This is a genomic window from Flavobacteriales bacterium, assembly GCA_013214975.1.
Classification (GTDB): Bacteria; Bacteroidota; Bacteroidia; order DT-38; family DT-38; genus DT-38.
The window spans coordinates 1-12,980 of the sequence record JABSPR010000331.1 but is presented as its reverse complement, the minus strand read 5'-3'; the positions used below and the strand labels follow the sequence as shown (position 1 = coordinate 12,980).

At 36.7% G+C, this 12,980-nt stretch carries 11 protein-coding genes; 5 read left to right on the top strand and 6 right to left on the bottom strand.

Annotated elements, in window-relative coordinates; all coding sequences use genetic code 11:
• Positions 1–266 precede the first annotated feature (266 nt).
• The 3 genes from HRT72_10645 to HRT72_10635 all read right to left on the bottom strand — a co-directional run bounded on the left by HRT72_10645 (position 267) and on the right by HRT72_10635 (position 4,057).
• Positions 267–674 carry a YjbQ family protein gene (locus HRT72_10645; protein ID NQY68161.1) on the bottom strand — a complete coding sequence of 136 codons (408 nt, stop codon included), beginning with the start codon at positions 672–674 and terminating at the stop codon, positions 267–269.
• A 350-nt stretch (positions 675–1,024) separates the two neighbouring features.
• Entirely contained in the window at positions 1,025–1,402 is a 378-nt protein-coding gene (locus tag HRT72_10640; GenBank protein NQY68160.1) for a RidA family protein, read from the bottom strand.
• 21 nt (positions 1,403–1,423) lie between these two features.
• On the bottom strand, positions 1,424–4,057 hold the full coding sequence (locus tag HRT72_10635) for an LPS-assembly protein LptD (protein NQY68159.1): 2,634 nt from the start codon (positions 4,055–4,057) through the stop codon (positions 1,424–1,426).
• A 139-nt stretch (positions 4,058–4,196) separates the two neighbouring features.
• Between HRT72_10635 and HRT72_10630 the strand changes: the two genes are divergently transcribed.
• The 5 genes from HRT72_10630 (at position 4,197) to HRT72_10610 (ending at position 9,758) form a co-directional block, all read left to right on the top strand.
• Positions 4,197–5,789: an N-acetylmuramoyl-L-alanine amidase gene (locus HRT72_10630; protein ID NQY68158.1), complete on the top strand. Its 1,593-nt coding sequence runs from the start codon at positions 4,197–4,199 to the stop codon at positions 5,787–5,789.
• 1 nt (position 5,790) lies between these two features.
• A complete protein-coding gene (locus HRT72_10625; GenBank protein ID NQY68157.1) occupies positions 5,791–6,921 on the top strand; it encodes an MCE family protein in 1,131 nt (376 codons plus the stop codon).
• Between the two features lie 61 nt (positions 6,922–6,982).
• The gene (locus HRT72_10620; protein NQY68156.1) at positions 6,983–8,284 is read left to right on the top strand and encodes a (Fe-S)-binding protein; all 1,302 of its coding nucleotides are present in this window, start codon (positions 6,983–6,985) and stop codon (positions 8,282–8,284) included.
• Between the two features lie 222 nt (positions 8,285–8,506).
• Positions 8,507–9,274 carry a (Fe-S)-binding protein gene (locus HRT72_10615; protein NQY68155.1) on the top strand — a complete coding sequence of 256 codons (768 nt, stop codon included), beginning with the start codon at positions 8,507–8,509 and terminating at the stop codon, positions 9,272–9,274.
• Position 9,275: 1 nt separating this feature from the next.
• A complete protein-coding gene (locus HRT72_10610; protein NQY68154.1) occupies positions 9,276–9,758 on the top strand; it encodes an ABC transporter ATPase in 483 nt (160 codons plus the stop codon).
• Positions 9,759–9,761: 3 nt separating this feature from the next.
• Here HRT72_10610 and HRT72_10605 read toward each other — a convergent pair whose 3' ends face one another.
• From HRT72_10605 to HRT72_10595, 3 genes are all read right to left on the bottom strand, one after another.
• On the bottom strand, positions 9,762–11,288 hold the full coding sequence (locus tag HRT72_10605) for a hypothetical protein (protein NQY68153.1): 1,527 nt from the start codon (positions 11,286–11,288) through the stop codon (positions 9,762–9,764).
• Positions 11,289–11,338: 50 nt separating this feature from the next.
• Positions 11,339–12,619 carry an adenylosuccinate synthase gene (locus HRT72_10600; protein NQY68152.1) on the bottom strand — a complete coding sequence of 427 codons (1,281 nt, stop codon included), beginning with the start codon at positions 12,617–12,619 and terminating at the stop codon, positions 11,339–11,341.
• Positions 12,620–12,674: 55 nt separating this feature from the next.
• Positions 12,675–12,980, bottom strand: a 306-nt coding sequence (locus tag HRT72_10595) for a transcriptional repressor (GenBank protein ID NQY68151.1), incomplete at its 5' end; no start/stop codon positions are given.

Sequence of the window (12,980 nt, the reverse complement as noted above, 5' to 3'; positions counted from 1 at the left end):
AATCAAATTTACCATGTTTTCTTAACCAACCTACAACGGTAGATCTGGCTTGGATTCCATATTTCCTAAGAGCTCCATGGGTCGATAGCTCTCCTCGTTCTATTTCTTGAACTATTTGAAGTTTTAAGGATAACGAATAATCTTCCTGAGTACGCTTTTATATAATTACTGTCTTTCATAGGGTTACTGAATTTGTGTAACGCTATTTCAGGACGGGACAATACTAGAATTTATAAAAGCCTCTTACGTTCAGTAAGGGGCTTTTTTTATGTATGTATCGTTAGAACGAGTTTTCGTTCCCCACCGTGATTTCGAAACTCACATAAGTAAATTCCCTGCCACGTACCAAGATTTAAGCAGTGGTCTGTAATTGGAATTGATAGGGAGGTGCCAACCATTGCTGTCTTAATATGTGCGGGCATGTCGTCGTCTCCTTCGTAAATATGTGTGTAGAAGGGCTCTCTTTCCTTTACGACATGATTAAAGCTGTTTTCGAAGTCTGTTAGAACCGATGGGTCTGCATTCTCATTTATTGTAAGTCCAGCAGACGTGTGCTTGATGAAAACATGCAGTATACCTGCTTCGGGTAGTTCGTCAAGATGTCTTTCTATAATATTTGTGACTATATGGAAGCCTCTTTTGAAAGCAGGTAGACTTATTTCTTTTTGCCACATACTTATATGTAAACAGGTGTGCTAATTAATTTTTTTAATCAGTATGTGTAAAATAACTGCAATGCCTAAGAAAATAGAAATAGTAGTTATGAAGAATAGGCATTCTTTAAACCGATGAAAATTTAAATGGAATTCAGAATCTGTACTAGGCAGCATGCCAGCATTAGCCGTTAACAGTTCACTTGATGTTGAACTGGAATTGCTATTAATTAAGGGGAGATTGCCGGAAATATTCTCAGTACTAGCGTTTGTGGCCGGATTATCAATAGCCGTCACCAAGTGTTGAGTCGTTAATAATAGTGAGAAAATAAAAAGGGGTATAAATAATATCCTCATATAGTAATTATATACTATTCACAGGCTATTGCCGATATTTCCACGTTAACATCTTTAGGTAATCTTGCGACTTGAACGCATTCTCTAGCAGGTTCTTCTGATGTAAAATAATTGCCATAAACTTCGTTTATTTTCCCGAAATCGTTCATGTCTGATATAAAGATAGAAGTTTTAACAACATTAGATAAATCCATAGACGCTGCTTCTAGTACAGCCTTTAGGTTTTCCATTACTTGTTTAGTTTCAGCAACTATATCCGAATTTACTATTTCGCCACTAACAGGGTCTAGAGGTATCTGGCCGGAGATATACAACGTTCCATTTTTCAAAATTGCCTGGTTGTAAGGGCCAATTGGTGCTGGTGCTGCTTCTGTATGTATGATAGTTTTCATGGTTCGTTTAATGTATATATGTTAAAAGTCGGTAAATTTTCGTTTCCGGCTAAGTTTTAAGTCTTGTAATACTGAAGATTTTACATTTATATCAAATGTATAAGATTGATGAGGTCCAAAGGGAACCCAAGTAAATCGCATTTCCCAACAATGTAAATTCCGGATTACAGTGAGCCGTGTCATAGTAAGTTTTTTATCTACAAAGTCGTAACCTGATCGGAAGGATAATTTCCAGTTATCCGTAATGTTAATGTCTCCAGAGAATTGAAGTGATGGTTTTAGCATAACCGAGTCTACCATTATAGTTCGTTTCGTTCGGATAGAATCGATTACCATGGCATCTCCCAAACCGATAGTATCCGGGATATAAGTGAAATAATCTTTACTCATAAACTCTCTGTTTAAGCGAAGTTGATAACCTAGTTTTAACGACCAGGGCACTTCGAAGTCCATGAATAAATCCATGTTATTGTTAATGTATGCTAGTTCTTCTGGACTAATTTTGTCGCTTGTTTTCTTTTTCTTGTTTGGTCCTCCTGCAGATAGACGAAGGTTAGCACTAATATTTGCATCAGTAAATCGAGCAATTTTTTTTCTGTCGTCCCAAGCAAATGTATTTAAAGGCGAATTTAAACTGTCGGTGATATACGGATCGAAGTAAGATCTGAAAGTAATGTCAGAGAACTTGCCGAGTTTCACAGAGCCATTAGTTTCTATGTTGCTCCAATTCATTGAATCTGCTAATGCATTGTAGTTTGTAGAGAAGTTTAATCGTTCGAATAGTTTTACTTTTTTAGTTGTTTCTACACTATCCTTTATGGTTTTTACTTTCATCTCCAAGTTATTCTGTATTTTAAAGGTTAAAAGGCCTTGGTCACCCATAGAAGGATACTTGTAAATTCCATCTTCGTAATAAGAAAAATTTGCAGAGTTAAGAGAGTCGTCTGTGATTTCCGTGTAATATCCATATTTATCCAGTCCGAAATCTGGCTGGTATTTGAAACCTACGGTAGGGGTTATTACATGTCTTATCGCTTTTACATTCCCTCTTTTAAACTGATACATACCGTATAGATTCGTGGTGAAATCCCCGGATATACTGTAGTTGTATATGTTGTTTATTTCAGGAACAACAGTTTTTGTTACACTTGAGTCTAGGTGTATTTCACCCCCTGTGTAGTCGAACTGTGCTTTTTGAAAATATGTTCTATTGGTTATTTTAAACTTGGGTGCAAATGTAATATGCTTCAATTTTATTGATGTTCCAACATTACCAACACTTCTTATTCCTATGTTTTTATCAAGTAATATATCGAGGCTATCTCGCGAAAGTTCGCCAGGGGTTGTAACTTGGTTCTTAGAGTCGATTATGTATGAAACTCCAATTTTAGGAAGAGGCTTTTTGCCCGCTGCTCTTTCAATATTATCGAATAAGAAAAAACGCTTTCGGCTCAATGTAACCTGTGGAAGCGTAAAGCTCATTGTTTGGTTCTGTCTGTTTTGCTCGTGTCTTAAATTAGTTGACAGTGTGTGCTTTTTATCTGGATTCGAGAAGATGTATGAGATAGACGATATGTATGTATTCGTTAGCTTTTTCGTGATATCCTCTGCGTTAAACCTGTCGAAAGATTGAGTTTGGTAGTTTACATTGGCATTAAATCTTCGGTAAGGGTTAGCTTTTATGTCTTGATTATGTTGCCAGAGTATATTGTAATCTCTCCTGAGGCTATAGTCTGGCAGCCCTTCTTCACTTAGCTTAATGGTCGACGTTGATAGTTTGAATTTCCCATCATGTTTATATCTTTTCTTGTATCGCATTTCCGCATTCGCATTCCATGATCCGAGTGTCCATAGAGATCCAGTTAATGCTAAATCAAAGTGATCGCTTAAACTCAAATAATATCCACCTTTTTCGAGGAAGAAGCCGAGTGAAGGGGAATTCCCATATGCAGGTATTAATACTCCAGAAGAACGGCCTTTGGAAATAGGGAAAAACCCGAAAGGAACCCCTAGAGGTGTAGGTACATCTCCAATATAAAGGAGGGCAGGTCCACTTACAATTTTGTCTTCTGGAATTATTCGGAGCTTAGTACTTCCAATATAGAAATGGGGATTTTTATGCGCGCATGTGGTATATTTTCCGTCTTTGATGTACATGCTATTGTTTTCAAATTTCTTGACATCTGTACCATGTATATAACCTTCACCTTGCTTTGAAATAATTTTATTGATTTTTCCTTTTTTTGTTTTGAAGTTGTAATCAATAGTGTGGGCATTAAAGGTTTCATCCTTATCTGTAAAAACAGGTTCGCCAATATCTCTATCTAAACTGTCTTTGGTTCCTTCGGCGTGAACAATGTTATTAGTAAGGTCGAAACTTATTTTATCTGATATCAGCTCAATTGTTTCGTATTTAATTTCTGCATTATTGTAGAGATATACTTTCTTCTCTTTTAAATTAAAAACCAACGAATCATCCGCTTCATAAAAAACTTTGGCTTCGATTGTACTAGAATTAGGATCTCTTGCGATTGTATTTGCTATAGAATCTATGCCAACACCTATGGTATCATTATTGGTAATGACGCTATTGTTATTGCTCTGAGCCGTACTAACAAGGGTTAGTAAAAGCATCGGAGCTAATAACAGACTCACGTTAAAAAGTTTTAATAATAGGCGATTCGAACGCAAAACTTTAATTGTTATTTTTGCTTGCATAGCAGAGGTAACGCCAAAATTACTCATAAATAGCATTATGGTGAAACTCTTGTATAATGGTTATTAAAATATATATATGCCAACGATTCGCATAGCTGCTCTGTTAATTTGTCTTGGTCTCTTTGGGACGGCATGTTTCATGCCAAAATTAGTGATTGCTGGGGGGATAAACACAGTTATTATTGATGCCGGTCATGGAGGAAAAGATCCAGGTGCAGTAGGGAGTTTAGTAAAAGAAAAAGAAATTGCCTTAGGTGTGGCTTTGAAATTGGGTCATTACATCGAGACTAAGCTAGAAGGCGTCAAGGTCGTTTATACACGTAAAACGGATATTTTCCCTACGTTACAGCAGCGAGCCACAATTGCAAATGAGAATAATGGAGATCTGTTTATAAGTATTCACGTGAATTCGGGTCCAGCTGCGGCGCATGGAACCGAAACACTGGTTATGGGTACCAATGAAGGTCGGAATATGGCAGCTATACGTGAGAATTCTGTAGTTCTATTAGAAGAAAATTACAAGGATAATTACGATGGCTTTGATCCAAATGCTCCAGAAACGGAGATTATTTTTAGTCTTTATCAAAGTCAACACATTAGTCAGAGTGTGTATTTTGCCGCTAAAGTTGAAGATCAATTTAAAAATAGGGCAGGAAGGAAAAGTAGAGGTGTGAAAAGGCAGGGTCTATTAGTTCTCTACAAGACTGCTATGCCTGGAGTCTTAATTGAAACAGGATTTCTAAGCAACCTTGCTGAGCAAAAATACTTGATGTCTACAAAGGGACAGGATTATATAGCCTCCGCCATTTTCCGGGCATTTAGAGACTATAAGGCCGAGGTTGAAGGAGTAGATGTATCAAGTTTTGTTAAAGAGGTTAAAGCAAGAGTGGTTGAAGTGAAGGTGGTGAAAAAAGAGCCTCTCGTTGTGGAAGATATAATAGAGAAGCCTATCGAGGAAAAGGCTGTGGAGGTTATAGCTGATAAGCAAGAAAAAGTTTCGCAGAATACAGAAGAGTTAGCTGAAGTTAAAAGCGAAATTACTGCGCTCGCTGATACTATAATACGTGAGAAGGGTATTGAAACGGAATCTATTCAAAAGAACAAAACGGAAAAAAGTCCGGCTCAAGGGTCTATTGAAGATTCAGTTGAAAAAGAGAATAAAGGTATAGCGGATGTTGAATCCCTAAAGCTTGAAAATAAAGATGAAATTCAGGTTAAAAAAGAGGTGTTGGATCTAGTGAAAAGTGCGGATCAAAAATCCGGGAATGTTGTTCATAAATCATTGGGTAGTGAAACAGTTTCGGTTGATGATGTGATAGACGTGCCATTAGTAATTGATGAGGATATAAAAGAAACGAAGAGGGAGGAGGTCGATATGGAATTGAAAGCTAAGCCTGAACTGCGTTTTAGGGTTCAAGTGAGGTCGTCAACTAATCTTGTTGAATTGATTCCGGATAACTTTAATGGCCTGACTAAGATCGGAATTTATGTGGATAAAGGAGTGAATAAGTTTGTGTACGGAAGTGAGGATAATATCAAAGCTGCCGTAAATTTACAGAATCACGCAAGAGAAGTAGGGTTTAAGGGGGCTTTTGTAGTAGCTTTTTTAGGCCAGGAGAGAATAGATTTGTCTGAAGCTATTGAGCTGAGTAAGAAGGCTGGCAATTGATTTGAAAGGAAAAAAAGAAATAAAGATTGGTGTTACCATGGTGGTAGCAGTTGCACTGCTTATTGTAGGGGTGAATTTCATGGCCGATAAAAGCTGGTTCAGCGACCAACGCATCTTATTTGCAAAGTACAAGCGCGTAGACGGATTGGCTGCTGGTAATCAAGTTGTACTTAATGGTTTTAAGGTGGGTTCTGTTAAGGATATTGCCATGGATGGAACAGGCAAGTTGGTGGTGAAATTTGTTATACACGATAAGAACTTAAGAATCCCGAGAGGAACAAATGCAAAGATTAAGGGGCTTGGATTAATGGAAAGCAAAGCCATTGACTTGATGTTTCCTGAGTTACTCACTTTAGAAGACTCTCTCTCTATTGAAGAAATAAGCATGCCGTCAATATCTGGAGAACAGGACTCTGCACAGGATACTGGTGCTGATATGAACTTATCTATTAAGGAATCGGCATATTTGGGACGATATCATATATCTGGCGATACGTTAAATTCTGAAATTGCAAAGTCACTGTCGGATGATGTTAATGATTTAGTAGTCCCGTTGAAATTAAAAGCCGAGAATTTAATTCAGTCGATAGATTCTGTGATGGTTGTTGTAACAGCCGTTCTAGATAAAAATGCAAGGGAAAGTTTATCTGAAAGTTTTGTGACGATTAAAAGGGCACTTCATAATTTGGAAAAGGCTTCTATTAATGTGGATTCAATGGTATATGAGAATAGATTTCAAATGAAAGGAATCGTAGATGATACCAGGTATTTAACATCTAGTTTAAAAGGCAATAGTGGTGAATTATCTGCCACTATCAGGAATTTTAGAGCAATTAGCGATTCTATTGCTGACGCGGACATAACGCAAACAATAAATAATGCAAATGATGCCTTTACGGAGATGACAATAATGATGAATAACATAAATAAAGGAGAGGGAACTCTTGGTAAACTTCTAAAGGATTCAGTTCTTTACGGAAATTTAGAAAAGGCGTCTTTGGATCTTGATTTATTATTCAAAGACATGAAAGATCATCCTAATAGATATGTACAGGTTTCTGTATTTGGGAAGAAGGATAAAGGACAGAAAAAGAAGGTAAAGGAGGAATCAAGAAGAAGTAAAAAAAAGTAAGGAAAAAATAATGGAGTTGTCCATTTCTATTGTAGCTATACACAAATCAAATTAATTAACAATGACTAAACAGATAGCGTTCTTCGCATTTATGGCATTAGGGCTTGGTTTATTCTCTTATACAATAATGAGATTAATCTCATTTTTCAAAATAACTCAAGGTGGTTATGTATTGGACAATGTGAACGAGCGTATTACTACAACTCTTAAAGTAGCTTTTGGGCAAACAAAGATTTTAAGAAAACCTATGATTGGGTTTTTGCATGCCTTAGTCTATTGGGGTTTTATGGTTATTACTGTTGGAACTGGTGAAATGGTTGTGGATGGTATGCTAGGAACAGAACGGATTTTAGGAGTCCTTGGACCCGTTTATGACTTTATCACATGGTCGGGAGATGTATTTGCTGCAATTATTGTTGTTGCATGCGTAATCTTTTTGGCTCGTCGCCATATTATAACTATCAAAAGGTTTAGTGGTGTGGAAATGACCAAAGGCTCTACAATAGATGCTACGATTGCCTTATTAATGATTACTTTTTTGATGGTATCCTTGATAGGGATGAATATGGGATATCTTAAAATAGCAGGCAACGACTTAGTGGGATCATATCCGATTAGTTCAATGTTGCTTGGATTGATAGATTCAATGTCTCATGAAGGGCAAGAGTTTTTCTTCGAATTCAATTGGTGGGCGCATATCGTATTAGTATTTACTTTCTTAAATATACTGCCTTATTCAAAGCATTTCCACGTAATCATGTCTATTCCAAATGTGTTCTTTACGAAAATGGGTCCTTTAACTCATTTGAACAACATGCCACACATTACTAAGGAAGTTCGAATAATGATGGAACTGGATGAAGAGGTAGAAGGTGGAGATGATGATGAGGAAATGAAATTCGGAATTAAAGATATTGAAGATGTAAGCTGGAAAGATTTCGCAAATTCGCTTACATGTACACAATGTGGAAGATGTACGGATGTTTGTCCAGCAAATATTACGGGTAAACTATTGTCACCTAGAAAAATAATGGTGGATACTAGAAGAAGGATGAATGATAAAGGCCCTGGTTTAGCGAAAGATCCTGAATATTCAGATGATAAGAGCCTTGTAGGTGTTGAGTATATAACACCTGAAGAGTTATGGGCATGTACTACATGTAATGCATGCGTGCAAGAATGCCCAGTAAATATTGATCATGTTACAATGATAATTGACATGAGAAGGAACTTAGTAATGGAAGCTGCAGAAGCTCCTCAATCGTTTAATGAAATGTTTTCTAATATTGAAAATAACGGTGCTCCTTGGTCTTTTGCACAAGAGGATAGAATGAAGTGGGCAGAAGATATTACAATTAATTAATAATACTAGAACGTAATGACAACAGAGGGTATAGAAAATACGGAAGAGTCTTTAGCTGAATCTCAGAATGAGTCAAATGCAGAAGCGAATGTAGATTCAAATCAAGAAAGTACACCAGTTGAAGAAACACCTGATGCTAGTGTTGAAAGTGCTGATCCAGCGGAGGCTCCTGTAGAGCCAGAGATAATTGCATCTGCTTCTAAGATTGCTAATGTACCTACGATGGCAGAAATGGCAGAAAGAGGTGAGCAGCCAGATGTTTTATTCTTTGTTGGTTGTGCTGGGTCCATTGATGATAGATACATCAGGGTGACGCAAGATTTCGTAAGAATACTTACTAAAGTTGGTATTAAGTTTGCCGTTCTTGGGACAGAAGAAACATGTACTGGGGATCCTGCAAGAAGAGCTGGTAATGAGTTCTTGTTTCAAATGCAAGCAATGACAAATATTGAAATAATGAATGCTTACGATGTAAAAAAGATCGTTACAGCATGTCCGCATTGCTTTAATACATTGAAAAATGAATATCCTGATTTAGGTGGTAATTACGAAGTCGTTCATCATTCAACATATTTACAGCAATTGATTAATGAAGGAAAACTTGTTGTAGAAGGAGGAGAGTCGTTTAAAGGAAAGAAAATAACATTCCATGACTCCTGTTACTTAGGCCGAGGAAATGAGATATATGAAGCTCCTAGGTCAGTTTTAGAACGACTAGATGCTGATCTTGTTGAGATGAAAAGAGCTAAAAGTAGAGGGTTGTGCTGTGGTGCAGGTGGTGCTCAAATGTTCAAGGATCCTGAAAAAGGAGATAAGGATATTAATATAGAAAGATCAGAAGAGGCTATTGAGACAGGCAGCGATATTATTGCTACGGCATGTCCTTTCTGTATGACAATGATGACAGATGGTGTTAAGCATTTCAAAAAAGAAGAGTCAGTTGAAGTTATGGATATCACCGAACTGGTTGTAAAAGCAGGAGATTTCTAGAATGAGATCTTTTGATAGTCTCTCTGGGGAATCCAGAATTTGGATTTATCAATCCAATCGCAAATTTTCCGCTGAGGAGAATTCTTTGATTGAATCGAGTGCCTCGGATTTTGTAAATCAATGGAGCGCACACGGAGCAATGTTAGAAGCTTCTATTAAAGTATTTCATGATTTATTTGTTGTTGTTGCAGTGGATGAAAATCACGCAGGAGCAACAGGATGCTCTATTGATAAGTCATTTAAGTTTGTTTCTGAATTAGAAGAACGTTTTGGTGTGAAACTATTAGACCGTATGGTAGTGGCTTATTACGATGGCGATCTAATTGTAAATTGTTCTCTCTCTGATTTTGAGAATAAAATTGCCAATAAGGAGTGTGATGCGAATACTTTGGTCTTTAATAATCTAATTGAGACGAAGTCTGATTTAGAGGCCAATTGGGTGAATCCGATAAAAGATAGTTGGCAAGCTCGACTACTAGGTTAGTACCTATTCCTGAATAAATATATCCTTTTTACTAAGTGGGCGTTCGGAGCCTCGCCATTTAAAATTAGATAGAAACGGTTCTTCTTCTTCTTTAAAATCTTCTGGAGGGTACATCGTTGCAACGGGAGACGATACGTAGTTTATTCTGTTTATTTCATTATCAAGAACATGAATCCACATTTCTTTACTCGTTGCCTGATTAACTCCGATTAATTCTTTTTCCTCGTTATCATCTCTAATGAAAAAAATACTTTCTCCGGTTCCAATAACATGTATCTTTTGAAGCTTGTTATTGTTGAAATAACCAAGCATTGTATCTCCTTTTATTTGATTGTAATTTATAGAATCATCGATGGATGCAATAAATGCATTTTGATCTAAATGAAATGATTTAACCTCGCTATCATATGTCTCAATAGTAATATGACTTGCAGTTAATTGATAATCATCAAACCATAATATAGGATTGTTAAACATTCGAATAGTAGAGTCTGATTCAGAGTAGGCCATTGAATCACATTTTCCTTGCATGTCGGGTCGGAATAATTTTACATGGTAATAGGCAAAGAAATCTTGGCTATCCGAGATGCTGTCATATCTTATTTTTAATGTATCGCCATAAGTATACATAGTATCTGTGTTGTGAATCTGAATAAGTACACTATGGTCGCTTACAATAGCATCTGTACCATTATTTTTGAAACGGGCATAATTTCCAACAACTGTAGTATTATTTGCAGTATCTATTATGGCAACGTTGTGCTTTGCAATTCCTTCATTTTTGTCTTGGTCATAAAAGAGACTATCCCCTTCAACACGCTGACCATCCGATTCTATAAAAGCATTTTTTGTAAATAGGGCAGTGTTGTTTTTTGAGTTATGCCAGCCTCTTTCACAATAGATGTAACTACTCTTTTCTACTATCTCTGTTGGGCCTAGGAAATTTGCTACATCTGTATTTATATTGTAATGCAGAGTATCGCATGTGATCGTATATGAAGGGTTGGTGATTTTGACGCTGTCTTTGAAATTTAGTGTTTTGTAGGTGCTATTATAGTTTCCTTGCTTACTTACCAAGACACTTTCTCCATCAATAATTCTTCCATGATTAGTGTATTTGCCGATATCTAGATCCATATTGTAAATCATGTATTCGGTAAAGAGTGTAACGTCTTTGTCTATCATCTTAACGTTACGCTTTATATCCGCAAGCTTGGTGTTTCCGTCGTAATAGACTTCATCCCCATATATATCTAGAGAACTCCCTTTGGTAATATGCACATTACCATAAGCGATAAGAATGTTGGTCTTGGTTAATAGATGCGCGCTATCGCAATGCATTATAGCTTCGCCATGTTTAAATGCGACGTTACCTAGAAGTCTTTTTGCGTTTTTACCTAAGGATTCATCAAAGGTTAAGATGTCGGCAGCAAGAAGCTCTATCTTCTTCTTCGCAAATGAAATTTGGGGAGAGGCAAAAAATAAAATTATACAAACAAATAAGATGCTCGAAATGGCTGACTTTCTCATTTGAATATTAATTTCTCGTGCTCTTCTCGATGCGTCTTTAATTTATTTGTCTAAGCTAGAACAGCTGTTCTGTGTAATGTTTGTGTTCTGTCAGGACCAACTGAAACGATTGTAATAGGAGTCTTTAATTCGGCTTCCAAAAACGTTATGTAATCGTTTAACTCAGTTGGGATTTCATCTATCGATGACATTCCTGTTAGATCATTATCCCATCCTTTTATTGTTTTGAATATAGGTTGAACTAGTTCAGGATCTACATCATAAGGAAAATAATCGATGGTCTCACCATTGTATTTGTAATGAGTGCACGCCTTGATTTCTTTAAAGTTACTTAACACGTCTGCCTTCGTCATAATCAGTTGGGTAACACCATTTAGCATTATCGTGTATTTAAGCGCAGGAAGGTCAATCCATCCACATCTTCTTGGTCTGCCAGTAGTAGCTCCAAATTCATGTCCTGCTTTTCTTAATGCCTCACCTGTTTCGTCCTCTAACTCGGTAGGGAAGGGGCCACTTCCAACTCGAGTGCAATAAGCTTTAAATATGCCAATTACTTCTCCTATTTTATTTGGAGCAACTCCGAGTCCAGTACAAGCGCCTGCGCATGTTGTAGTCGAAGATGTTACAAAAGGGTAAGATCCGAAATCGATATCTAATAATGACCCTTGTGCGCCCTCAGCAAGTATGGATTTACCTTCATTTAATTTGTTGTTAAGGTAGTGCTCGCTATCTAATTGCTTTAGTTCTTTAAGCTTTTCTATACTTGAAAAGAAGGCCGTTTCAGCTTTAGCTAAATCATACTCAAAGTTGTGGAAATCTAGGATTTGTAGATGCTTTTCCTTTAGGAAATTATATCTCTCTTCAAAATTAGCTGAATTAATGTCGCCAACTCTTAAACCATTTCGGCCAGTTTTATCCATGTAAGTAGGGCCGATTCCTCTTAATGTAGAGCCGATCTTATGTTTTCCTTTTGCTTGCTCTGAAGCAGCGTCTAGCAACTTATGTGTAGGTAAAATTAAATGAGCTTTTTTAGATAAAAACAAGTTGGTCTTGTAGTCAACATTCATCTCTCTTAGCTTGTCAATTTCTACTTGAAAAACTACAGGATCTATCACAACACCATTGCCAACTACGTTAATAGATTTCTTATGGAATATACCTGAAGGGATAGTATGTAGAACGTGTTTAATGCCTTCGAATTCTAACGTGTGTCCAGCGTTTGGACCACCTTGGAATCTTGCGATTACTTTGTAGTTCGGTGTAAGAACATCCACGATTTTACCTTTTCCCTCATCTCCCCATTGAAGACCTAATAATACATCAACTTTCATTTCTTTAAATCACTATTATGTTTGACTTATTTTGTTTTTTTCTGTTACCGTTACTTTAGTCGTTCCCGGTAGATTCTTTTATATCCTGATCCACCTCTGATTCACAGGTGTCGCATAATCCAAACAGATTTAGCGAATGTTCTAGGTTGCTAAATTTGTATACATTTTCTATCATCGATTTGATATCTTGAATCCTGGGATCGCAGAATTCAACTACCTTATCACACTTAGTACATATAACATGATCGTGTTGACGATAGTTATACGACTTTTCAAATTGGGCTAAATTTTTCCCGAATTGATGTTTTTTAACCAAGTTGCAATCAATCAATAGATCCATTGTATTATACAACGTTGCTTT